At 29.5% G+C, this 24,585-nt stretch carries 17 protein-coding genes, 3 rRNA genes and 1 riboswitch; of the genes, 14 read left to right on the top strand and 6 right to left on the bottom strand.

Annotated elements, in window-relative coordinates; genetic code table 11:
* Position 1: 1 nt before the first annotated feature.
* Both hydF and BGI42_RS14315 read right to left on the bottom strand, forming a co-directional pair.
* Entirely contained in the window at positions 2 to 1,189 is a 1,188-nt protein-coding gene (gene hydF, locus BGI42_RS14320) for a [FeFe] hydrogenase H-cluster maturation GTPase HydF (RefSeq protein ID WP_069680932.1), read from the bottom strand.
* Between the two features lie 112 nt (positions 1,190 to 1,301).
* A complete protein-coding gene (locus BGI42_RS14315) occupies positions 1,302 to 2,060 on the bottom strand; it encodes a signal peptidase II (protein WP_069680931.1) in 759 nt (252 codons plus the stop codon).
* A 232-nt stretch (positions 2,061 to 2,292) separates the two neighbouring features.
* Here BGI42_RS14315 and BGI42_RS14310 point away from each other — a divergent pair, with 232 nt between their 5' ends.
* The 7 genes from BGI42_RS14310 to BGI42_RS14280 all read left to right on the top strand — a co-directional run bounded on the left by BGI42_RS14310 (position 2,293) and on the right by BGI42_RS14280 (position 11,025).
* A complete protein-coding gene (locus tag BGI42_RS14310) occupies positions 2,293 to 3,108 on the top strand; it encodes a pyruvate, water dikinase regulatory protein (protein ID WP_069680930.1) in 816 nt (271 codons plus the stop codon).
* 35 nt (positions 3,109 to 3,143) lie between these two features.
* Positions 3,144 to 4,043 (top strand): patatin-like phospholipase family protein, encoded by a 900-nt coding sequence (locus BGI42_RS14305; RefSeq protein WP_069680929.1) that lies wholly within the window; start codon positions 3,144 to 3,146, stop codon positions 4,041 to 4,043.
* 290 nt (positions 4,044 to 4,333) lie between these two features.
* Positions 4,334 to 5,847, top strand: a 16S ribosomal RNA gene (locus BGI42_RS14300).
* A 223-nt stretch (positions 5,848 to 6,070) separates the two neighbouring features.
* Positions 6,071 to 8,979: ribosomal RNA gene (locus tag BGI42_RS14295) — 23S ribosomal RNA — on the top strand.
* 120 nt (positions 8,980 to 9,099) lie between these two features.
* A 5S ribosomal RNA gene (gene rrf, locus BGI42_RS14290) occupies positions 9,100 to 9,216 on the top strand.
* The 16S, 23S and 5S rRNA genes sit together here, the layout of an rRNA operon.
* Before the next feature lie 302 nt (positions 9,217 to 9,518).
* Positions 9,519 to 10,187: a TIGR01906 family membrane protein gene (locus BGI42_RS14285; RefSeq protein WP_069680928.1), complete on the top strand. Its 669-nt coding sequence runs from the start codon at positions 9,519 to 9,521 to the stop codon at positions 10,185 to 10,187.
* Between the two features lie 88 nt (positions 10,188 to 10,275).
* Complete coding sequence (locus tag BGI42_RS14280) at positions 10,276 to 11,025, top strand: sulfite exporter TauE/SafE family protein (RefSeq protein WP_069680927.1); 750 nt, start codon at positions 10,276 to 10,278, stop codon at positions 11,023 to 11,025.
* Between the two features lie 191 nt (positions 11,026 to 11,216).
* On the opposite strand, the gene BGI42_RS14275 is transcribed toward BGI42_RS14280, so the two are convergent.
* Positions 11,217 to 12,020 (bottom strand): MBL fold metallo-hydrolase, encoded by an 804-nt coding sequence (locus tag BGI42_RS14275; RefSeq protein ID WP_069680926.1) that lies wholly within the window; start codon positions 12,018 to 12,020, stop codon positions 11,217 to 11,219.
* A gap of 537 nt (positions 12,021 to 12,557) precedes the next feature.
* Positions 12,558 to 12,724, top strand: a riboswitch (Lysine riboswitch).
* 209 nt (positions 12,725 to 12,933) lie between these two features.
* Here BGI42_RS14275 and dapA point away from each other — a divergent pair.
* Positions 12,934 to 13,803, top strand: a complete 870-nt coding sequence (gene dapA / locus BGI42_RS14265) for a 4-hydroxy-tetrahydrodipicolinate synthase (RefSeq protein WP_069680925.1) — start codon at positions 12,934 to 12,936, stop codon at positions 13,801 to 13,803.
* Positions 13,804 to 14,329: 526 nt separating this feature from the next.
* Positions 14,330 to 15,991 (top strand): SulP family inorganic anion transporter, encoded by a 1,662-nt coding sequence (locus tag BGI42_RS14260; protein ID WP_069680924.1) that lies wholly within the window; start codon positions 14,330 to 14,332, stop codon positions 15,989 to 15,991.
* Between the two features lie 327 nt (positions 15,992 to 16,318).
* On the opposite strand, the gene BGI42_RS14255 is transcribed toward BGI42_RS14260, so the two are convergent.
* The gene (locus BGI42_RS14255; RefSeq protein ID WP_476695893.1) at positions 16,319 to 17,413 is read right to left on the bottom strand and encodes a PRK06851 family protein; all 1,095 of its coding nucleotides are present in this window, start codon (positions 17,411 to 17,413) and stop codon (positions 16,319 to 16,321) included.
* Between the two features lie 207 nt (positions 17,414 to 17,620).
* Here BGI42_RS14255 and BGI42_RS14250 point away from each other — a divergent pair, with 207 nt between their 5' ends.
* The 5 genes from BGI42_RS14250 to BGI42_RS14230 all read left to right on the top strand — a co-directional run bounded on the left by BGI42_RS14250 (position 17,621) and on the right by BGI42_RS14230 (position 21,857).
* The gene (locus tag BGI42_RS14250; protein WP_069678787.1) at positions 17,621 to 18,823 is read left to right on the top strand and encodes an IS701 family transposase; all 1,203 of its coding nucleotides are present in this window, start codon (positions 17,621 to 17,623) and stop codon (positions 18,821 to 18,823) included.
* Positions 18,824 to 18,977: 154 nt separating this feature from the next.
* Complete coding sequence (locus BGI42_RS14245; protein ID WP_069680922.1) at positions 18,978 to 19,136, top strand: DUF1540 domain-containing protein; 159 nt, start codon at positions 18,978 to 18,980, stop codon at positions 19,134 to 19,136.
* 250 nt (positions 19,137 to 19,386) lie between these two features.
* Positions 19,387 to 20,334, top strand: coding sequence for an aminoglycoside phosphotransferase family protein (locus tag BGI42_RS14240; protein WP_069680921.1), 948 nt, complete (start codon positions 19,387 to 19,389; stop codon positions 20,332 to 20,334).
* 238 nt (positions 20,335 to 20,572) lie between these two features.
* Positions 20,573 to 21,202 carry an HDIG domain-containing metalloprotein gene (locus BGI42_RS14235; protein ID WP_069680920.1) on the top strand — a complete coding sequence of 210 codons (630 nt, stop codon included), beginning with the start codon at positions 20,573 to 20,575 and terminating at the stop codon, positions 21,200 to 21,202.
* A 130-nt stretch (positions 21,203 to 21,332) separates the two neighbouring features.
* A complete protein-coding gene (locus BGI42_RS14230; RefSeq protein WP_069680919.1) occupies positions 21,333 to 21,857 on the top strand; it encodes an Hsp20/alpha crystallin family protein in 525 nt (174 codons plus the stop codon).
* Positions 21,858 to 21,898: 41 nt separating this feature from the next.
* Here BGI42_RS14230 and BGI42_RS14225 read toward each other — a convergent pair whose 3' ends face one another.
* Both BGI42_RS14225 and BGI42_RS14220 read right to left on the bottom strand, forming a co-directional pair.
* A complete protein-coding gene (locus BGI42_RS14225; RefSeq protein ID WP_069680918.1) occupies positions 21,899 to 23,476 on the bottom strand; it encodes a DEAD/DEAH box helicase in 1,578 nt (525 codons plus the stop codon).
* Between the two features lie 155 nt (positions 23,477 to 23,631).
* On the bottom strand, positions 23,632 to 24,351 hold the full coding sequence (locus BGI42_RS14220; protein ID WP_069680917.1) for a lysophospholipid acyltransferase family protein: 720 nt from the start codon (positions 24,349 to 24,351) through the stop codon (positions 23,632 to 23,634).
* Positions 24,352 to 24,585: the final 234 nt, after the last annotated feature.

The following is a 24,585-nucleotide window of genomic DNA, read 5'->3' as shown; positions in this document are numbered from 1 at the left end:
TTTAAATTAATATATTACAGGCTCTATCAAGGATTCCATTAAGTTCTGCTAATGCAACTCCAAAATTAGTAATAGGAATATGTTTTTCTTTAATTATTTCTAATCTGGATAATAGCTGCTTTCTTGTAAACATACAAGAACCACAATGTAAAATTAATTTGAAATCAGATAAGTTTTTAGGAAAATCGTTTCCTGTTACATTTACTATATCTAATTTTCCACCAACCTTTTTTTCAAGTAATAAAGGTAATTTTTCTCTTGCTATATCACCCTTTAGTGCATGATGAGTACAAGCTTCTGCTATTAGTACTTTATCATTAGGCTTTAGTTCATTAATTGCTTTAGCGCCTCTTATAAATAAATCTAAATCCCCTTTATATCTTGCCATTAATATAGAAAATGAAGTCAGTCTTATATTTTTTGGTACTATTTCATTTACTTTTTTAAACATTTGAGAATCAGTTATTACTAAAGAAGGATCTTTAATTAAGTTCAATAAATCTGCAAGTTCTGTATCTTTAACTGTAAGAGCCATAGCATCATTGTCTAAAATATCTCTGATTATTTGTACTTGAGGCAATATAAGCCTTCCTTTTGGAGCTTGTATATCTTGAGGAGCAACTAATATAACTCTATCTTTTGGTTTAACAATATCTCCAAGTATAGTAGGCATTTCAAAGTCAATTGGTGCATTTTTTATAAGTAGTTCTTTAAATTTACCTATATTTATTTTTTCCTTAGAACTTACTTCTACAAAGGGAATATCAAATTCATTTTGCAATATATCTAAATTACTAATACCTAAATCTATTTTATTTACTACCCCTATTGTAGGTATATTTTTTTCTTTTAAATCTTTTAGCCATTTTTTTTCATCTTCAATATCATTTTCTTCAGCAGAAAATAATAATACTGCTAAATCAGTTTTTAACATTACCTCTTTTGTTTTTTCAACTCTTAGTTCACCTAAATCACCAGTATCATCCAATCCAGCAGTATCTATAATAACAACTGGCCCTAAGGGAAGTAGTTCCATGGCTTTTGATACTGGATCTGTTGTAGTTCCAGGAGTATTTGAAACTAATGATAGTGGTTGATTTGTTAGAGTATTAATTAAACTTGATTTACCAGCATTTCTTTTTCCGAAAATAGATATATGTAATCTATTTGCTTTTGGTGTATTAATCATAAGTATTTCTCCTTTTATATATTAATGTTTAATTTTTATTTTAAATTTTTCAATAAAAACGAAATGTAGTTAATTATTTAAAAAGTAAATATATTAATTAAAATATTTTAATTTACTTATTTTTTAATAATTTAAATTTGCTAGAAATATCTTTTTTTATAAAAGTTAAAAAACATTTTAAGTTTTTTAGATCTTCTTTTAATGTAGTTTCTTCATTTGAAGAAAGATATCCATTGTTAGATAAAGTAAGTATGAAAAATAATATTCCTAAATTTATATAAATATCTTTTATATCTGCAATAAATAAATTGCTAATCCCAATAAAGTCTAAACTTCCACCATAAAATATTTTGTCAATCAATGAGCAAAGAGCTCCACAAAATATAAATAAAAATGACATATCTGCCCAAAAGTCTTTATTATCTTTATATAAGTAGTAACGATATATTTCTATAAATAAAAGAAGAGCAATAATATTAAAAAATATTAATATGGAAAAGCTTATATCAGTCCCAAATCTTGCATTTAACCATGAGCCATCGGTATTAATTATTGGATTAAAAGACAATAGATTAGGAAGTATATTTATATAGCTATCAAAATAGAAAAGCTTTATAAGTATTTTTATTCCTTGATCAATTAACATTAAAGAGATAAATATTTTAAATATTGTCTTAAATTTAAAACCATTGTTATTTGTACAACTTATTTTATAAATAAATAATCCAACTAAAGCAAATAAAAACATAAGAAATATATTTAATATTATTGTAGGTGTATTTATAATTCTACCTGTAAATAATTCAAATAAAAAATATAAAAACCACATGAGTGGTAAAATTCCTACTGTTAAAAGTTTTTTATTATTCATAATTTCTCTCCTTGCTACAGTTTTTAGTATAATTTTATTTTATTATCTTAAAGTTTATCATATAAAATTTTAAAATTCATTCTTATTACTATATAAATTAACGTAAAAATAATTTTTTATATATTTTTATTTATAAAAATTTTATAATGAATGTAATAAAAAATGGTAAAATTAAGTAAAATATTATATTAGAGAAAAAGTTTAGTATAAAAGTTTGAGAGGGGAGTTAATTATGTTAACTATTTTTGCTATGTCAGATTCTATAGCAGAAACAGCTCATCAAGTAACATTGGCAGTAGCTACTCAATTTAAAGAAAAAATAAAAATAAGAAGGGTTCCATATATTAAAACAATAGAAGATGTTGATTATATTTTTCCTGAAATAGCTAAAGTTAAACGAAAAATAATAATATCAACAATAATAACTGTAGAAGTTAGAGAATATTTAAGTAAAAAATGTTATGAAGAAAATATTTATATAATGAATGTTTTAGGTCCTATTATAGATTCTATATCAAGTATATTAGATGCTAAACCAGAATATAAACCAGGAGCTATGAGAAAGATAGATGAGATATATTACAAAAGAATAGAAGCCATGGAATTTGCTATGCAATATGATGATAGCAAAGATTATGGTGGATTAAAGAATGCAGATGTTGTTTTAATTGGATTATCAAGAACTTCTAAGACTCCTTTAAGTATGTATTTAGCTAATAAAGGGATTAAAGCTATAAATATACCACTTATGCCCGAAATAGGTGTACCAGATGAAATATATAATATAGATAAAAAGAAAGTTTTTGGTTTGACAATAGATCCTTTTCAATTAATAGAAATTAGAAAAAAGAGATTAGATAAATTTCATAGAATATCTTCTAGTATTGAATATGCTGGCGATGAAAGAATATTAGAAGAATTAGAGTATTCAGATAAGATAATGAAGAAGTTAGGCTGTAAGAGAATAGACATAACACAAAGAGCTATTGAGGATACAGCTTTAATTATTTTAGAATCAATTGGATATAATAAGAGTACGAATAGCTAGTATATCTATTAACATCTTAGGGGGGATAATTTAATATGAAAATAGGATTAGTGTTATCAGGGGGAGGAGCAAGAGGTGCTTATCAAATTGGAGTATGGAAAGCTTTAAAAGAATTGAGAATTGATAGATATATAGAAGTTGTTTCAGGAACATCAATTGGTGCATTAAATGCTATATTATTTTGTCAAGGTGATATAGAAAAAGCAATTGAAGCATGGCTTAATATATCAAAAGAAAAGGTGCTTCCTATAGATAAAAAGGATTTAAATATTAAGGGATTTTTAATATCATTAGGATTAAAAAATATGAATCTAGTAAAAAAATGTATGCCTAAAATGATTGATACTGGAAATCTTTCAAGAGAGGGATTGACAGATATAATGAATAAATATGTTGATTTTAAAATAATAGAAGAATGTGAAAAACCGTGTTATGTAGCTTGTACAGAATTAACAACATTTCAACCAAAGTATTTTAAAATTAATAGATACAATGAAGAGAATATAAAAAGTATTTTATTTGCATCATCAGCATTACCTATGATATATGAATCAGAAGAGTTTGAGTCTATAAAATATTTAGATGGAGGAATGGCAGATAATGTTCCAGTTCAACCTGTTTATGGTGAGAATTGTGACATGATAATAGTTGTCCATCTTTCTAAGGATTCTCACATAAATAAAAAGTTGTTTCCTAATACAAGAATAATAGAAATATATCCATCTGCTATGGAAGAAGGTGTATTAGATGGTATACTAGATTTTGTTCCAGAAAGTGCTGAGAAGAGAATGAAATTAGGGTATATTGATACAATAAATTACTTAAAGCCAATTATGGATTTGGGAGTATTGATTTTTAAACACAAAGCTATACCAGAAGTTGATCCTCAAAAAGTAATTAATTATGTTAAAAATAAATTTATAAAAAAAGAATAAAAATAGTGTTGACATCATTTAAATAAAGTGATAAGATAAAACACGTCGCTGATGAAAGCAACAAACAAGTTTAATAAAAGAGTTAAGAAATAAGATTTCAACTTATTAAAAAAACTTGTTGACAGAGATTTGATTAAGTGTTATACTGATTAAGTCGCTTGAGGGTGACGAGATAAAACAAAAGTTGACAAGAAAGTCAACGAAAGAAAAATTTGGTCTTTGAAAATTGAACAGAAGAAACATTAAAATAAACCAGCAATTCTTTATTAAAGTAAGTCAAGATTAAACTTTTTATTGAGAGTTTGATCCTGGCTCAGGACGAACGCTGGCGGCGTGCCTAACACATGCAAGTCGAGCGATGAAGCTCCTTCGGGAGTGGATTAGCGGCGGACGGGTGAGTAACACGTGGGCAACCTGCCTCATAGAGAGGGATAGCCTTCCGAAAGGAAGATTAATACCTCATAAGATTGTAGTTTCGCATGAAACAGCAATAAAAGGAGCAATCCGCTATGAGATGGGCCCGCGTCGCATTAGCTAGTTGGTAAGGTAATGGCTTACCAAGGCGACGATGCGTAGCCGACCTGAGAGGGTGATCGGCCACATTGGGACTGAGACACGGCCCAGACTCCTACGGGAGGCAGCAGTGGGGAATATTGCACAATGGGGGAAACCCTGATGCAGCAACGCCGCGTGAGTGATGACGGTCTTCGGATTGTAAAACTCTGTCTTTGGGGACGATAATGACGGTACCCAAGGAGGAAGCCACGGCTAACTACGTGCCAGCAGCCGCGGTAATACGTAGGTGGCAAGCGTTGTCCGGATTTACTGGGCGTAAAGGGAGCGTAGGTGGATATTTAAGTGGGATGTGAAATACTCGGGCTTAACCTGGGTGCTGCATTCCAAACTGGATATCTAGAGTGCAGGAGAGGAAAGTGGAATTCCTAGTGTAGCGGTGAAATGCGTAGATATTAGGAAGAACACCAGTGGCGAAGGCGACTTTCTGGACTGTAACTGACACTGAGGCTCGAAAGCGTGGGGAGCGAACAGGATTAGATACCCTGGTAGTCCACGCCGTAAACGATGAATACTAGGTGTAGGAGCTGTCATGGCTTCTGTGCCGCCGCTAACGCATTAAGTATTCCGCCTGGGGAGTACGGTCGCAAGATTAAAACTCAAAGGAATTGACGGGGGCCCGCACAAGCAGCGGAGCATGTGGTTTAATTCGAAGCAACGCGAAGAACCTTACCTAGACTTGACATCTCCTGAATTACTCTTAATAGAGGAAGTCGCTTCGGCGACAGGAAGACAGGTGGTGCATGGTTGTCGTCAGCTCGTGTCGTGAGATGTTGGGTTAAGTCCCGCAACGAGCGCAACCCTTATTGTTAGTTGCTACCATTTAGTTGAGCACTCTAGCGAGACTGCCGTGGTTAACGCGGAGGAAGGTGGGGATGACGTCAAATCATCATGCCCCTTATGTCTAGGGCTACACACGTGCTACAATGGCTGGTACAGAGAGACGCAATACCGTGAGGTGGAGCTAAACTTTAAAACCAGTCTCAGTTCGGATTGTAGGCTGAAACTCGCCTACATGAAGCTGGAGTTGCTAGTAATCGCGAATCAGAATGTCGCGGTGAATACGTTCCCGGGCCTTGTACACACCGCCCGTCACACCATGAGAGTTGGCAATACCCAAAGTTCGTGAGCTAACCCGTAAGGGAGGCAGCGACCTAAGGTAGGGTCAGCGATTGGGGAGAAGTCGTAACAAGGTAGCCGTAGGAGAACCTGCGGCTGGATCACCTCCTTTCTATGGAGAAATCTAGTTAACAAGACGTTTAACTAGTAATTAAAATGATGCTTTATTAATATAAGAAGGTTTATTTAATGATTTCTGTTCAATTTTGAAAGATTAAGTCTTTCAAAATGTTCTTTGAAAATTGCACATAATAAATTGTATATAATACACCAAGCCAAGAATTATTCTTTGTATTTACAAGAACTATTCATTAATTGTTAAAATTAGATAAATAGGTCAAGCTACAAAGGGCGCATGGTGAATGCCTTGGCATCAGGAGCCGATGAAGGACGTGATAAGCTGCGATAAGCTTCGGGTAGGCGCACATAGCCAGAGATCCGGAGATGTCCGAATGAGGAAACTCACATGGGAAACCCCATGTATCGTAAAGTGAATACATAGCTTTATGAAGGTAAACCCAGGGAACTGAAACATCTAAGTACCTGGAGGAAGAGAAAGAAAAATCGATTTTCTTAGTAGCGGCGAGCGAAAGGGAAAGAGCCCAAACCAAAGATTTATCTTTGGGGTTGCGGACAGAACATTAACGAGAAGTTATAATTAACCGAACACAACTGGAAAGTTGGACCGTAGGAGGTAATAGTCCTGTAAGTAAAAGTTATAACAATCAAGTTCTGATCCAGAGTACCACGAGACACGTGAAACCTTGTGGGAAGCAGGGAGGACCACCTCCCAAGGCTAAATACTACCTGATGACCGATAGTGAAGCAGTACCGTGAGGGAAAGGTGAAAAGAACCCCGGGAGGGGAGTGAAATAGAACCTGAAACCATGTGCCTACAACCGATCAAAGCACCTTATGTGTGTGATGATGTGCTTTTTGTAGAACGAGCCAACGAGTTACGGTATGTAGCAAGGTTAAGTACTTAAGGTACGGAGCCGAAGGGAAACCGAGTCTTAATAGGGCGACTAGTTGCATGCTGTAGACCCGAAACCGGGTGACCTATCCATGGCCAGGTTGAAGCGAGGGTAAAACCTCGTGGAGGACCGAACCACGTTGCTGTTGAAAAAGCATGGGATGAGCTGTGGATAGCGGAGAAATTCCAATCGAACTCGGATATAGCTGGTTCTCCTCGAAATAGCTTTAGGGCTAGCGTCGGAAAATGTGAGTACTGGGGGTAGAGCACTGAATGGGCTAGGGGGCATAGCGCTTACCGAACCTTATCAAACTCCGAATACCAGATACTATCAGTCCGGCAGTCAGACTGCGAAAGATAAGTTCCGTAGTCAAAAGGGAAACAGCCCAGATCGTCAGCTAAGGTCCCAAAGTGTAAGTTAAGTGGAAAAGGATGTGGGATTTCTAAGACAACTAGGATGTTGGCTTAGAAGCAGCCACTCATTAAAAGAGTGCGTAATAGCTCACTAGTCAAGAGATCCTGCGCCGAAAATGTCCGGGGCTCAAACTTACCACCGAAGCTACGGGTTCACACTTTGTGTGAGCGGTAGAGGAGCGTCGTAATCGGGCTGAAGTCGTACCGTAAGGAGCGGTGGACTGATTACGAGTGAGAATGTTGGCATTAGTAGCGAGATGTAGGTGAGAATCCTACAGGCCGAATACCTAAGGTTTCCTCAGGAAGGTTCGTCCGCTGAGGGTTAGTCGGGACCTAAGCTGAGGCCGAAAGGCGTAGGCGATGGACAATCGGTTGATATTCCGATACCACTATTATCGTTATTATCGATGGTGTGACGGAGAAGGATAGGATGTGCTAGCTATTGGATGCTAGTCTAAGCGTTTAGGGAGTTAGAATAGGCAAATCCGTTCTAACAATCCTGAGGCGTGATGGGGAAGGTTCTACGGAACCGAAGTATCTGATTCCATGCTTCCAAGAAAAGCATCTAGAAAGAGAAGTAGTGCCCGTACCGCAAACCGACACAGGTAGGTGAGGAGAGAATCCTAAGGCCGGCGGAAGAATTGCAGTTAAGGAACTAGGCAAATTGACCCCGTAACTTCGGGAGAAGGGGTGCCTGCGAGAGCAGGCCGCAGAGAATAGGCACAAGCAACTGTTTAACAAAAACACAGGTCTCTGCTAAAGCGAAAGCTGATGTATAGGGGCTGACGCCTGCCCGGTGCTGGAAGGTTAAGGGGAACACTTAGCGTAAGCGAAGGTGTGAACTTAAGCCCCAGTAAACGGCGGCCGTAACTATAACGGTCCTAAGGTAGCGAAATTCCTTGTCAGGTAAGTTCTGACCCGCACGAATGGCGTAATGACTTGTGCACTGTCTCAACTGCAAATCCGGCGAAGTTGTAGTGCGAGTGAAGATGCTCGCTACCCGCGATTGGACGGAAAGACCCCGTAGAGCTTTACTGTAGCTTAGCATTGAATTTCGGTATTGTCTGTACAGGATAGGTGGGAGACTGGGAAATCAGAGCGTCAGCTTTGATGGAGTCATCCTTGGGATACCACCCTGATAGTACTGGAATTCTAACTGGATGCCATGAATCTGGTGACAGGACATTGTTAGGTGGGCAGTTTGACTGGGGCGGTCGCCTCCTAAAAAGTAACGGAGGCGCCCAAAGGTTCCCTCAGAACGGTCGGAAATCGTTCGTAGAGTGCAAAGGCAGAAGGGAGCCTGACTGCGAGACCTACAAGTCGAGCAGGGACGAAAGTCGGGCTTAGTGATCCGGTGGTACCTCGTGGGAGGGCCATCGCTCAACGGATAAAAGCTACCTCGGGGATAACAGGCTGATCTCCCCCAAGAGTTCACATCGACGGGGAGGTTTGGCACCTCGATGTCGGCTCGTCGCATCCTGGGGCTGAAGTAGGTCCCAAGGGTTGGGCTGTTCGCCCATTAAAGCGGCACGCGAGCTGGGTTCAGAACGTCGTGAGACAGTTCGGTCCCTATCCGTCGCGGGCGCAGGAAATTTGAGAAGAGCTGTCCTTAGTACGAGAGGACCGGGATGGACCGACCTATGGTGTACCAGTTGTTTCGCCAGAAGCATAGCTGGGTAGCTAAGTCGGGACGGGATAAACGCTGAAAGCATCTAAGCGTGAAGCCTCCTTCAAGATGAGATTTCCCATAGCGTAAGCTAGTAAGACCCCTTGAAGACTACAAGGTTGATAGGTCAGAGGTGTAAGTGTGGCAACATATTTAGCTGACTGATACTAATAGGTCGAGGGCTTGACCAATAAATATTGTATACAAATTATGTGCAATTTTGAAAGAACATTCTTTCAAATGAAACTCACTCAGATAAATTGAGGAGTATAAGATTCTTAACCAAATTAAAGATTTGGAGAATCATAGCATCTGGTGATGATGGCATGGAAGTAACACTCCTACCCATTCCGAACAGGATAGTTAAGATCCATAGCGCTGAAGGTACTGCATGGGAGACTGTGTGGGAGATTAGGACGTTGCCAGGTAAGTGTAAAGAGATAGTTATAATAACTATCTCTTTTTAGTTTATAAAAAGTTATATAGAGAACTGATTCTAATTATTATATTTAATTTATAGTAATAAAATTTTAATTAATATAACAAATTAATAAGTGAATATATATAATATTTTAGTTTAACCATAATTATATATATTTTTTATTAGTGATTATTTAAATATATTACATAATTTATATTATTTAAATTTTTATTAGCATATAATTAAAAGATAGATAGTATATTAAATTGTATGATCATATTAAAAATTAGTAATTGGAGGTAATAAGTCATGATTAATGAATTACAGAATTCATATAAAACAAAAAAATTTATAAATTATATATTAGGTATGTTTAATGCTCTATTTATGATTTCAATTTCTGTAATTATAACTCTAAACTTAACTCCAATATATAAATGGACTATTTATAAATATAATTTATCACAATATAGTGAATTAACTGTTGAAGAATTAATGTTTAATTATAGAAAGTTAATAGTATATTTACAGAATCCATTTATAGATAAATTATCATTTCCAAATTTCTCTATGAGTATGCAAGGTGAAATTCATTTCCAAGAGGTAAAAAATATATTTATGTATATTAACATATATATTTTTGTAGTTATGATACTTTTAGGGATTTATATTCTTATAAAACATAAAATAAAATATTCAAATTATGTGGATTTAACACAAATATTAAACAACAGTGCTAATTATATATTGATATTTTTTACATTTGTAATATTATGTATTTTAATCAATTTTTCTAAAACCTTTAATTTATTTCATCGCATTATTTTTAGAAATAATTATTGGTTATTTGATTCAAGAGTAGATCCAATAATTAATGTATTACCAGAAGAATTTTTTATGATAATGAGTATAGTTATATTAATATTTATATTATTACAAGCCTTAGGAGCTAAAATATATTATTATAAAAATAATTGATAATAGAGTAAGGACAGATGTTTAATAGTTTGACACTTATCTATATTCTACTTAAAATTATAAGAAATAAATAATTGGGGGAATTATAATGGGAATGCTATTAATAATATGTCCACTTGTATTTTTAGCAGGGTTTGTAGATGCTGTAGCAGGCGGAGGAGGAATTATATCTTTACCTGCTTATATTTTTGCTGGAATACCAATTCATATAGCATATGGAACTAATAAATTTGCCAATTGTATTGGGACTTCAATTTCATCAATGAAGTTTTTTAAAAGTGGAAATATGCAAATAAAGTCAGCAGTATTATCTGCTGGAGGAGCTTTAATTGGATCATGGTTTGGTGCACAAATGGTATTGTTGTTAAACGAAAAATATTTAAATTATTGTTTAATAATAATTTTACCTATTGTTTCACTATTTTTGTTGCTTAATAGAAATTTTGGTGTTAAAACTAAAAAACAAATATTAGATTGGAAATTATACTTTTTATCTTTTATTATTGGATTACTTTTAGGTGCATATGATGGTTTTTTTGGACCAGGTACAGGTACATTTCTAGTTATATGTTTTACAGGAATATTAGGATTTAATCTTATAACTGCATCTGGAAATGCTAAGATTGTAAATTTAGCTTCAAATTTTTCTGCATTAGTTGCATATATAATAGGTGGAAAAGTTATGTTTTCTATTGGAATACCTGCAGCAGTATGTGCTATAGCAGGAAACTATTTAGGAGCTCATTTAGCTATTAAGAGTGGAGATAAGATAATAAGGCCAATAATATTTATAACTATTGCTTTATTATTTATAAAGATTATATTTGATTTAATTTAGATTAAACTACATGTAGATACATATTTACGTTTAATAATTATAATTGACTGAATATAATAAGAAAATAAAAGGAATGTGGCTAAAACTAATATTTATAAATTTTTATGAATAAAAACCATGCATTAATAAAAAGGTGAGTTTTGTTAAATGCATGGTTTTAATCGTTTATGATTATGTAACAAATATTTTATTTATAGGTTTATTACATCTAAATCATCTGGAACATATATGTTGCCATCAAATTCTTTTTTACCTTCATTAACATATAGATCTTTTCTATGTAATAAATTTTTATCTTCGGTATGATATAGTATAATATTTTGTACATTTAACATTTTGGCATTTTTACATGCATCTTTTACAGTTGCATGATGTTTTTCATATGGTTTAAATATATCCTTTTGAGAATATAAACAAAATGCTTCATGAAGTAAATAATCTACATTTTTACAAAAATCTTTTACATTTTCTCTATATGGTTCATCTCCTAAGAAAGTTAATACTTTTCCAGTGTTTAAGTAGGTTTTAAAACCAAATTGTAATTCTTTAGTACTATGTATATCAAAGAATATTGTTTTTCGTCCTAATATATCAACTTGGGTATTATTTTCAATTTCATTAAAAATTATTTTATCATCAAATAATTTTAGAAATTTATTTTGAAGAACATAAGAACAAATAGATTTTATAGCTTCAATAGATTTTTTGTTGCAATAAATATTAAAGATACCTTCATATTTGTTATTTATAATTCCATTAGCAACTGCACGAATAATCCATATGCTTCCTAGAATATGGTCATTATGATTATGCGATATAAACATATTATGAATTTGATTTATTTTTATATTAACTTTTTCAAGATTTGATAATATAGTATTTCCGCCACCAGCATCTATAAGAAAATGTTCATTATCTTTTGATATGGTAAAGCAGGTATTATAACATTTAGTTACCATAGCAGAACCAGTACCAAGCATAGTTATAGATTCCATAAAATTTTTCTCCTTTATAACTTATTATTTAAGATAATATAATTATAGATGGTATGTATATTTATAACAATAAGTAGGAAAAATTAAATATATTATATATGATTTATTTTTTAAAATAAAAAATTTTAGTTGAGCAATTGCCTAGTTGATTAAAAAAATATAATTAGACTTATACAGTTATATGGATATATGTAACAAAAGGTTAATATTTTATTATTTTCAAGTATACATTTTAGAATTGTATAAATTTAAATTCTTATATATGGAAAGTAAATGAAATTTATATAAAAAATTAAATATGATATATATAATTTATTTTCTATATTTAATAAATCTTCATTTTAAATAATGTGGTAAAATATTAGAATTTAATATGTAAGTCAAGTAAATTAATTTATATTTTTTAATTAAAGTTAAATATATAGATATGGATTTAAATTTTATAAACAAAAAAGATAACTATTATATAAAATATATCTTGTAAGTACTTTACAGTAATGTTTAAAAATGATATAATGAGCAAAATGAATAGGGAAAACCTAAGGTAGAGGAGCTGTTTATAAAGAGTACTTATTAGGAGTCGGCAGATGTTGATTAATAAGGAAAGGTATAATGGCCGAAGAAATGAATCAAGCAAAAATTTATTTCTGGGTATGCATAAAATATATGTATAACTGTCACGTAAGTGGAGAGCTACAAGGATGTAATGAGATATTATTAATATTTCTTTATAATAGCAATATCTTTATAAGCTTTAGCAATCGAACTCTACCCGTTATAGTAATTCTATAGCGGGTTTTCTTATATTAATATTTAATAGTGTAAAACGCTATGAAAAATAAATACAAAATTGAATAACTAAATAACAGTTAAAATTAGTGAAAATATGTTTGTATTTTTAGGGGGGCTATTTGTGAAAATAAAAGGCGTAATAATACCACTTGTAACACCATTTAAAGATAATTGTGTTGATTTTGTTTGCTATAAAAAATTAGTGGATTATTATATAGAAAAAGGCGTAGATGGAATAATTCCATTAGGAACTACTGGGGAGAGTTCAACAATATCATCTTTTGAATATAATGAAGTACTATCAAAAACAATGGAATATAATAATGGTAGAACAAAAGTATATGTAGGACTTGGAGGAAATAATACTTTAGATGTAATAAAAAAATTAAAGATAGCAGAAGATAATAAGGTAAATGGAATATTATCAGTAGCACCATATTATTCTAGACCAAACCAAAGAGGTATTTATGAACATTTTAAAAGTATATCAGAATCAACAGATATGAATATATTAATGTATAATATTCCTTATAGAACTGGAGTTAATATAGAAAATGAGACTATATATAAATTAGCAGAGCTAAAAAATATCATTGGGATAAAAGATTGTTCGGGAAATATAAATCAAACTTCTGAATTATTATTAAATAGACCAAATGATAATTTTTCAATATTAACAGGAGAAGATGCTCTTTTTTATACAACATTAGCACTTGGTGGAGATGGTGGAATTTTAGCATCTGCAAGTTTAAATACAGAAAGTTTTATAAAAATATATGATTATATACAAAATAATAATCATAAAGAAGCATTAAAAATATGGAGTGATATTTCAAAGTTTATACCATTATTATTTCAAGAACCTAATCCAACTCCATTAAAATACTGTTTAAAAAAGATAGGATTAATTGATTCTGATGAAGTTAGATTACCACTAACTAATATAACTGATAAACTCAAAGAAAAATTAGATAATATGTTATTTTTATAAATAACTATTATATAGGGGCTAGGAAATTTAGCAATAAGTAATAAGTGAAAAATTGAGGGTGATTTTAAATAAAATTAGAGAGATTTCAAATCTCTTTAATTTTGTTTTTTTCTAATATTTATTTTTAATACGTATTTATATTTAATTATTAACTAGATTTGTGCAGCGATTTGGACATATATTCTAAAAAGCCAACATTCTATTATTTTTAAGCATAAATTTTAGAATTAAATAGACTTTAACTAGTTATATTAAAATAATAAACTAAATTTGTATAAAAGATTGAGTAGAGTATATCTAAAATTTATTCTTTAATATTTAATAAACCTTGATTTTAAGCCATTTGGTAAAATTGATGAATTTAGTGCACAAGTCAAGTTATTAAAATACTTTTGACTGTTGAAATGTTTAGGAGTAATATAAAAGGGTTGCGTCTAATTTTGACATAACTTTTATTTTTGATTAGAACGTAAAATTTAATTAAAAATATAATTTTAAACAATAGGGATAAGGGGAGATATAAATAATGTTACCTAAACTACTTACAATGATAAAGGGAAAAGAAATTACTAAAAATCAGATAGCAAAAGATATTATATCTGGAATTATAGTTGCTATAATAGCGTTACCTTTATCAATAGCATTAGCAATATCATCAGGGGTATCTCCTGAAAAAGGACTTATTACTGCTATTTTTGCAGGGTTTGTAATTTCACTTCTAGGTGGAAGTAAAGTACAGATTGGAGGACCAACTGGAGCTTTTGTAATTATAATTTATTCTATTATTCAACAATATGGATTAGATGGTTTAATTACTGCAACAATAATGGCTGGAATTATTTTAGTTATAATGGGACTATTAAAGTTTGGAACAGTAATTAAATACATACCTCAAACGATAACTGTAGGTTTTACTAGCGGGATAGCAATAACCTTATTATCTACTCAAGTAAAAGATTTTTTTGGTTTAAGAATAGATAATGTTCCAGCAGAATTTATTCAAAAATGGCAAAGTTATTTTTTACATATGAATACATTAAATATTTATACATTATTAATAGGAATTTTATGTATACTTATTATTGTTTTATGGCCAAAAGTTAATAAAACAATACCAGGCTCATTAGTTGCACTAATTGTTTCTACTTTATTAGTAATGATATTTAAATTACCAGTAGAGACTATAGGAGATAGATTTGGCACATTAACATCATCAATACCTATGCCAATATTACCTAAATTAAGTATAAGTACAATAAATCAATTGTTTGCTCCAGCAATGACAATTGCGATATTAGCAGGATTAGAGTCGTTATTATCAGCTGTAGTATCTGATGGAATGATTGGAGACACTCATGATTCTAATATGGAACTTGTTGCACAAGGTGTTGGTAATATTGTATCAGGTCTATTTGGGGGAATACCAGCAACAGGTGCTATAGCAAGAACAGCAGCAAATGTTAAAAATAGTGGAAAAAGTCCAATTGCAGGAATTGTACATGCTATAACATTATTAGCTATAATGTTAATTTTAATGCCTGTGGCTAAATTAATACCAATGACATCTCTTGCAGCAATATTAGCTGTTGTATCTTATAATATGAGTGAATGGAGAGCATTTAAGTCATTATTAAAGGCTCCTAAGAGTGATGTTATTGTATTAGTTGTAACTTTCTTTTTTACTATAGTGTTTGACCTGGTAGTAGCAATTGGATTTGGTATGCTTATGGCTATGTTCTTATTTATGAAGAGGGTATGTGAAACAACTGCTATTAGAGATTTAGTAGATGAAGAGGTTTTTGATAAAGAAGTTTTAGATATGCTAAAAGAAGCAGATGGAAAGATATTAGTATACCAAGTTGATGGACCGTTATTCTTTGGAATAGTACAAGACTTTTTATTTAAAGTTAATTCTGTAAAACCAACAGCAGAAGTTCTTATATTAGACATGAGACATAGTTATGCAATAGATGCTTCGGCAATAGATGCATTAAAGAAATTACTTAAACAGTGTAAAAAAAATAAGATAAAACTTTTAATTACACATATTCAAGAGCAACCAAGAAATGTTCTTGGAAATATGGGAATTGCAGCTTTAATTGGTGAAGAAAGCATATATGATACTAAGAGAGAAGCTATAACAGTAGCAAGTAGATACATAAAAAATATAGCTACTTTTGTAAACTAGATTTAGATATAATAATTTTTAATTTTAATAAATATATAAATTAGAATATATTAAAAAGGACTGAAATAATGAAGAATATTCATTACTACAGTCCTTTTTTAATAATTAAAATTAATAAATAGTTTAAAAGTTTTTTAGTTTAAATATTTATTAGAAGATATTAGGCATATAAAAAGAAATAACAAGTGAAATATGTGACTGATATTTTGTGAAATACAATAACTTAGGTTATGCTAGTAGTTGTGCTATTAGTAGAACCTAAGGAAGGAGTAGTTTACAAAACAAATGGGAATACTGACTAATTATTTATTTAAATATGCCTTAGTTTTATTCAAATGTTTTTATTAATTCTATTAAGTTTTCTCTTATCTCATTTATTTTATTAAAATCTGTTACATTTACATAAATCTTTTCTAGATCATCATGATAAGATTTAGCTTTTGCCAAATATAAAGTACCTTTTGAAACTGTTTCTTTATATTTAGTTTGAATAATGGATAAATTATTAGCATATTTTTCATCAGTACCTGGAGTGATTAATTCTGAATACATGTCTATTATATAATCCTTTTCGTTAACAGGAAAATATTCATGAGGGGCAGTTGAATCAAAAATACAAACATCTAATTCTCTCATTATTACCATATCCAAACTATCAGGATCAAATCCACAGTGATAAACTTCGGCATCAATTCCTCGTACTATACATTCTTTAACTAATTTTTTTAATAAAGTGGATTTTCCAGAGCCAGGTCTTCCTTTTATAAAATATCTGTTAGAAACGTTTTTGGTCAAATTTTCAACAAAATTAACTGGACCTTTAGGTGTAGAGCCTCCTAAGAATCTATCTTTTACTATAGCAGTTTTATTGAATTTATTATTTTCTACAAGTTTATTTATAACATTTTCTGTTAGTTTATTTGCTTTTTCAAAATCCATATTTTCAATGTATATTTTTTCCCAATCATCATGTATTACAAGGGCTTTTTCAAATAGCTTATATGCATTATCGTAACAAAATGAAATATGATTTTTTATTTTTAAAATATCTCTTGTATAGTTTTTTAATTTTTTAGTATCCCAAGCTACACCTAAATTTACATACTCTTCAATAGCTCCAGGAGCGGTTGGTTCTATAACATGAGGAGCAGTACCATCAACTATTGCTAATTTAATTTTTGGTATTATTACTCCATCGAGAGAATCATTATCAGAAGAACAGTGAATAAATTCTATGTCATAACCTTTATTACACCATTTGTCTCCAATAAATCTTATAAGTGTAGATTTTCCACAGCCAGGCCCACCTTTTAGAATATATATTTTATCTAAGTTATTTAAATTAGATGAAAATAAATTACGAAATCCTTTTGAAGTGTTGGCAGAAGCATAATAATTTAAAATATTACCTGACAATTTCATCAACTCCTAAATTAAAATAGTTTTAACACTAAATATTATATTACTAGAAATTTTATATGTGTAAATTTACCAAAATATACATTAAACTATAATAGTGCAAAAATGCTTGAATAATTTTACAACTGAATAAAATAAAAAAACATTTATGATAAATCCTTGTTATAATTGAGTTCCCACACAACAACGACAGCAAGGAGCTATACATAAATGTTTCAGAACACAATTATATCAGATGAACTATCAATACACAATTTTTTTAAACAACTAAATTTTGATTTATATCTAACTAAGCCACAATTAAATCATCTAGAAAGTATCATGAATGCAATGATTTCAAGAGGTTACAATGGTAAAGTGTCTGATATAGCGGAGCTTGCTTCGCATACGCATCGAACAAGTATCACAAGATTTTTATCAAAGAGTACTTGGAATGAAACACTTTTAAGCAAATCATTGAAGTCCCTAGTTTTACAACTAATATGGAATAAATCAAAAGAAACTAAAAAACCTATATATTTTATTATTGATGACACTATTTCAGAGAAAACTAAGCCCTCGTCAAAGGCTAAAAATATTATTGAAAAGTGTTCATTTCATAATTCTCATTTAAAAGGTAAAACAGTATATGGTCATCAAATTTTAGTTTCATTGCTTTCTTGTGATGGGTTAGTACTTCCTTACTCAATAGATATCTATGATAAAGATTCTATGAGTAAAATAGAATTAACTCAAAATTTAGTTGAATCACTACCTAAACCTGAAAATAAAGGTTATGTTTTGTGCGATAGCTGGTATAGTTGTAAAGCTATTTTTAATAGTTCCATAAAAGCTGGTTACAGCTATATAGGAGCTTTAAAAACTAATAGAGTTATTTATCCCGAAGGACATAAAAGATTAGGAATCAAACTTCACAAATTTGCAACAACTTTAAATATAGATGATTTTAACCTTGTCACCGTTAAAGATAAACAATACTATATTTACAACTATGTTGGTGATTTAAAAGATAGAAAAAATGTTTCAATTGTTCTTAGCTACCCTAAAGATTCATTTCAAAAAGAAGGAGCATTAAAAACATTTATTTCTTTAGATACATCACTAAATCCTTTAGATATCTTAACTCAATATACTGACCGATGGGCGATTGAGCCATTTTTTAGAGATTGTAAATCTTATTTAGGTCTTAATGGATATCAAGTAAGAAGTGAAAAGAGCATCAACAGATATCTTACAATAATGATAATAAATTATACCTATTGTAAATTGTATTCTAATAGCTCATACCACTTTAATACTGGATATAACTGTGCTAAGAAAGATTTAGAAAAATCTAAAATTATATATATCTATAAGGCTGCCGCTAACGGAAAGCCGTTAGACGAAATTTTTAAAACATTAAAAATAGCTTAGAAATCTATTTGGTTATTCAACTGTAAAATTATTCAAGTAAAAATGCACTATCATAGATTAAATAATTATCAGCAATTTAAAATTTAATAGAAGTATAAAGAGATATAAAAGGCACATAATACTCTTGTAACAAATTATAAGAGGAGTGAGGAGAATGGAAAAAAATTCAAGTATAAAATGTTCTGTTTCAGCATGTAGACATCATAATGGGTCACAAAATTATTGTACATTAAATGAAATTAGTATTGGTACACATGAATCAAATCCAAGACAAGTACAATGTACAGATTGTGAATCTTTTGAAGTAAGATAATTTAATTAATATGTAATAGCAATAATTAGAAAAGAGATTTAAAGAAAATTTTTCTTTAAATCTCTTTTTCTATTATAATTAAATCTAGTATTATATTTTAAATAGTATATAAAATAATAATCTATAAGGTAAAATCATTTAATAGTTTAAAGAAAAAAGTTTTATAAATAAAGATAGTGTAAAGTATGCTATGAAGAAATGATATTTGAAAAGTAAATAATAAATATAAGTTAAATATGGAGGATATTTTATGGAATACAATTGGGAAAGGACTTTGCCTTTCTTTAGTATAGATTTAAATATAGCAAATAAGCTTTTTAAGAAGACTTTATTAAGTGAGAGGGTAGAGAGTATAAAACCTATTAACGAAGGGTGTAGAAGCAGTAATTATATAATAAAAACTAATAAAAATAATAAGTATATGCTTAAAATATTTCCAGAGTATGATTACCATTATGAAAGAGAGAAAAATCTATTAAGTATACTTAAAAATGATATTTCAGTTCAAAATATTTATATTATATGTAATAGTAATATTATAAATAATAGAACTTTTGGAATATATGAATATATAGATGGAAAAACATTATCACAAGCTTTAAGAAATGGATATTGTATTAATGAAAAATTAGTTAGGGAAGTAGCGAAAAGTTTAGCATTCATACATAATTATAAATTTAATGAATTAGGTGATTTGGACTGTAATTTAAATACAAAAAAAGTATTTTCTCCAACATATAGATGGTATGAATTATTTATTAATGATAATTGTTATAAGAGACTTGGTAAAGATATAATAGAAAAAATACTTAATATAGCTAAAGACTATAAAGATGTATTAGTGGATTTAGATAAAGATATTTCATTAGTTCATGGAGATTTTCAAGGAACTAATATATTAATCAATAATGATAGTCTAGTTGGTATAATAGATTGGGAATTTACAATGGCTGGACATGCAATAGCTGATATAGGACAATTTTTTAGATATTATAAATATTTTAATAAAAATTTGTTAGATATATTTGAAAAAGAATACAATAATTATTCTACAGTAAAATTAACGAAGGATTGGTATAAGATATCGAAATTAAGAGATATGATAAATTTGTTACAATTAATAGGGAAAGATGGAGAAATGCCTAATAAATTTGATGAAATAAAACAACTTATAATAGAGAGCTTAAAGATACTTTAGGTATATGAAAATAAATAACAAGTGAAAGATACCACTGATATTTTGTGAAATACAATGACTTGGGTTCTACTAATAGTTGTGCTATTAGTAGTTCAAAGGAAGAAGTAGTTCATAAAATAGCATATTGATTAGTTATTTATTTGAATGTGTATTAATTTATTTTAAATTAAAATAATAATAAAAATGCTTTTTTGGAATACTAATTTTAGTTATATATTTTAATTAGGAGAATAGTGAAATGGAAGAGAAAAGAATATTTTTAGATATAGAAAAGCATTTACTTAATGATGAAAAACCATCTTTGTTTTTAAGCAAAGCCTTACATGAAGGAAAATTTGATAAATATCCATTATCAATGATTAAAGACTTGAATGAAGTATCTCAGAACCCAAAGTATCACCCAGAGGGAAGCGTATTTATACATACTATGATGGTAGTTGATGAAGGGGCTAAAAGACGAGAGCTTAGTAGTGATAAAAAAATATTTATGTGGACGTTATTATTACATGACATAGGTAAAAAGCCTACTACTAAAATGAGAAAAGGAAGATTAACTTCTTATGATCATGATAAAGTAGGTGCAAAAATGGTTAAATCATTTTTTGATTATTTTAATGAAAACGAAGAATTTGTGGAGTATGTGGCAAGATTAATAAGATGGCATATGCAAAGTTTATTTGTTATTAAAAATACTAAATTTCAAGATATAGAAGGAATTTTAAGAGATGTTAATATAGATGATATAGTGTTAGTTTCGTTATGTGATAGATTGGGGAGAGGGGGCTTAGATGAATCATTAAGAAGTCAAACAATAAATGATATAGAATTTTTTAGGAAAGTATTAAATAGTAAAAATAGGATACATTAATATAGAAGTAAATAAAGTAAACTTAGTAAAAAAACAAAATCTAACTCCTTAATACTATAAAAATAATAATTTTAACATTTAAAATTATTTTTAATAATATAAATTAAAGCAATTATTAAGGAGTAAATTTATGTTTAGAATGTTTCCATTTAATTTTTGGAGTAGTATAAATATAGATAATTTAGGAAATATGATAAGTTCATTTTTTAATGATATAGATTTATCAAGTTTAATGAATGAATTTAGTAATGAATATAATGAGCATGAAGAAGAAAATAATGAAGAACCACAAGAAAAAGAAGAAGATAAAGCTGAGTTTATACGATTAGAAGAATATGAGGATATATATATATTAACTATTGAATTAGAGGGGGTTGATTTAAGACAAACCAGTATACAATATAATCCTGGAGTAATATCTATAAACTTAAATAAGATAGAAAAAGAAGCACAACATATAGGAATGTTTTCTTCAAATTATAGAATGAGGAAAAATTATAAGAAAGTATTTAAAAATATAGAATCTGTAGATGAAAGCAAAATTATGAAAATATTAGAAAATGGCATGCTTAGAATATGTATGCCTAAAAAATATGCACTAAATAAAAATTCAAAAATAATAGATGTTAAAAATTATATAGAAAATAAAAATTAGGGAAGATAGAATCTCCCCTAATTTTTACAAAGTTTTAAATGTTATTTTCTTTTATTAGCTATTTCAACATTAACTTTTTTTCTATTAATTTTTCCACCGATACATTTATCTAAAACTTTAGAAGAAACATCTGAATCTATAGTTACAAATGAGAAGTTATCCATAAGATCTATCTTACCTATAGCAGCAGGTCTTATTCTGCTCTTATCTTTAATATAATTTATTAATATTTTTGGAGTTAAGCCATCTCTTTTTCCAACAGAGAAGAATAAACGTACATCACTTTTTGCACTTGGTGCATCTAAGCTATCAGTATTATATTCAAATATGCTTTCACTTTCAAATTTTATTTTCATTAAAGATGCTATTATAGAAACAGGATCATAAGCTTCATTTAGTTCTATAGCACTTGGAATGAATTTTTCAAAATCTCCACCATCAATAGTTTCTCTAATTTCATTAACAATATTATTAAATTTTCTATTATGTATTTCTTTAGCGGTTGGAACAGGTTTTTCTTTTATTGTACTCTTAGTTACTCTTTGAATTTGTTTAAGCATACTCATTTCCTTTGGAGTTACTAAAGAATAAGCTGTACCAGTTCTATTTGCTCTACCAGTTCTTCCGATTCTATGAACGTATGATTCTACGTCTTGTGGTAAATCATAATTTATTACATGGGTAATACCATCAACATCTATACCTCTAGCAGCTACATCAGTTGCTATAAGTAAATTCAATGAACCTTCTTTAAATTTCTTTAAAGTAGTTAATCTGTGAACTTGAGACATATCACCATGCATACCCTCAACTACATAACCTTTAGCTTGAAGTTCTTGAACTAACTCATCAACACCTCTTTTAGTTCTACAGAAGATTATAGCAGAAGAAGGGTTATCTAAATCTAATAATCTACAAAGTGCTTCAAGTCTATGTTTGTTATTAATCATAAAATAATTTTGTTCTATTTTAGAAACTGTAAGAGAACTTCTTTTTATTGCAACGTGTTTTGCATCTGGTTTCATATAATTTTTAGCTAATTTAGCTATTGGACCAGGCATTGTAGCAGAAAATAATAAAGTTTGTCTTTCTTCTGGTGTATTACTTATTATAGTTTCAATATCATCAATGAATCCCATATTAAGCATTTCATCAGCTTCATCTAATACTAAGAATTCTATCTTATCTAATTTAAGTATTTTTCTTTTTGTAAGATCTAGAACTCTTCCAGGAGTTCCAACAACAATATCAATATTATCTCTTCTTAATGCTTTAATTTGTCTATCTATAGATTCCCCACCATAAACAGGTAATACATTTATTTTTTCATATTTTGAAAGTTTTTTAAACTCTTCATTTACTTGTACAGCAAGCTCTCTTGTTGGAGCTAAAATAAGTGCTTTAATTCCGTTCGTATCATTTAATCTGCTAAGTATAGGACAACCATACGCAGCAGTTTTTCCTGTACCAGTTTGTGCTTGACCAATTAAGTCAAAACCTTCTAACGTTACAGGTATGCTTTCTTCTTGGATTTGAGAAGGGCTTTTAAATCCTAAATCTTCGATTGCTTTTACAATTGTGTCTTTAAGACCTAAAGAATAAAATTTGTTATCGTTCATTAAATATCCTCGTTTCTTTTATCTAAAATTAGTTACTTTAATATTACTTAATTTACATAAGCCAAATAAAATAAGTTTAACAGAGTAGTTTATATAATGTCAAATCTAAAAAAATTACAAATTTTGAAAGTATTGAGAATTTGTAATTATGATTATTAATTACTTTTATATCTACTACATATTATAGTTCTAACCGTATTAGGAAGTTTTTCTTGTTCTTCCTTTGTTAAATTTTTTGTATAAATTGGTTTATGGATTATAAGTTCTATATCAGAAGGTTTTATTCTATTAGTTTCTTCTAATAACTTATATGTTCCATTAATAGTTAGGGGAACTATAACACACTTTGATTTTAAAGCTAATTTAAAACTACCTGATTTAAAATCTCCAATATCTTTTCCTTTACTTCTAGTTCCTTCAGGGAATATAACCATTGAATAGCCAGATTTAAGTATTTTAATTCCTTGAACTATTGCTTCAGCAGATTTTCTTAAATTTTTTCTATCAATGAATACGCAATTTATATGTTTCATCCATGTACTAATAAAAGGAACTGTCTCTAATTCTTTTTTTGCAATAAATCCTTTTGGTACATCGATAGAACTCATCAATAGTGGAATATCAAAATTACTTTGATGATTAGATATAAATAGTATGGTCTCATCCTTAGGAATATTTTCCAAACCTATTACATTAATTTTAGCACCGGAAGCTTTCATTATAAATTTTGCCCAATTAGAAGTAACTTTATGAATAAGTTTATTTTTTTCTTCTAATTTTCCTTTTTTCTCTAAAGATTTAATTTTAAATGTATGCGTAGATACCAATAATAAACTAAAAACAATAATTATAAAAAATATTATGGTTCTTATCATTTTTACACATCCTTAAATTTAATTACTACATAATATAGTATATTATAAAAATGAATTATTTAAAAGATAGCAACAAATACTTAAAACATAAGTATATAATTTTAATACAATAAGTATATAATTTAATTGTATCCTTAAATAATATTTTTAAAACTTATAGAAAGATATATTTAAAATAACAAGATATATTTAAAATTATTTTAATATAAAATTAAAGGAAAATAATACAAAAAA

The organism is Clostridium taeniosporum (genome assembly GCF_001735765.2).
Classification (GTDB): Bacteria; Bacillota; Clostridia; order Clostridiales; family Clostridiaceae; genus Clostridium; species Clostridium taeniosporum.
The sequence above is the reverse complement of the archived record's forward strand: the minus strand, read 5'-3'. Positions and strand labels throughout refer to the sequence as shown.

Coding starts and splice junctions, on each gene's coding strand:
- hydF (WP_069680932.1), bottom strand. CDS start 1,189: ATGATTAATACACCAAAAGCAAATAGATTACATATATCTATTTTCGGA.
- BGI42_RS14315 (WP_069680931.1), bottom strand. CDS start 2,060: ATGAATAATAAAAAACTTTTAACAGTAGGAATTTTACCACTCATGTGG.
- BGI42_RS14310 (WP_069680930.1), top strand. CDS start 2,293: ATGTTAACTATTTTTGCTATGTCAGATTCTATAGCAGAAACAGCTCAT.
- BGI42_RS14305 (WP_069680929.1), top strand. CDS start 3,144: ATGAAAATAGGATTAGTGTTATCAGGGGGAGGAGCAAGAGGTGCTTAT.
- BGI42_RS14285 (WP_069680928.1), top strand. CDS start 9,519: ATGATTAATGAATTACAGAATTCATATAAAACAAAAAAATTTATAAAT.
- BGI42_RS14280 (WP_069680927.1), top strand. CDS start 10,276: ATGGGAATGCTATTAATAATATGTCCACTTGTATTTTTAGCAGGGTTT.
- BGI42_RS14275 (WP_069680926.1), bottom strand. CDS start 12,020: ATGGAATCTATAACTATGCTTGGTACTGGTTCTGCTATGGTAACTAAA.
- BGI42_RS14260 (WP_069680924.1), top strand. CDS start 14,330: ATGTTACCTAAACTACTTACAATGATAAAGGGAAAAGAAATTACTAAA.
- BGI42_RS14255 (WP_476695893.1), bottom strand. CDS start 17,413: ATGAAATTGTCAGGTAATATTTTAAATTATTATGCTTCTGCCAACACT.
- BGI42_RS14250 (WP_069678787.1), top strand. CDS start 17,621: ATGTTTCAGAACACAATTATATCAGATGAACTATCAATACACAATTTT.
- BGI42_RS14245 (WP_069680922.1), top strand. CDS start 18,978: ATGGAAAAAAATTCAAGTATAAAATGTTCTGTTTCAGCATGTAGACAT.
- BGI42_RS14240 (WP_069680921.1), top strand. CDS start 19,387: ATGGAATACAATTGGGAAAGGACTTTGCCTTTCTTTAGTATAGATTTA.
- BGI42_RS14235 (WP_069680920.1), top strand. CDS start 20,573: ATGGAAGAGAAAAGAATATTTTTAGATATAGAAAAGCATTTACTTAAT.
- BGI42_RS14230 (WP_069680919.1), top strand. CDS start 21,333: ATGTTTAGAATGTTTCCATTTAATTTTTGGAGTAGTATAAATATAGAT.
- BGI42_RS14225 (WP_069680918.1), bottom strand. CDS start 23,476: ATGAACGATAACAAATTTTATTCTTTAGGTCTTAAAGACACAATTGTA.
- BGI42_RS14220 (WP_069680917.1), bottom strand. CDS start 24,351: ATGATAAGAACCATAATATTTTTTATAATTATTGTTTTTAGTTTATTA.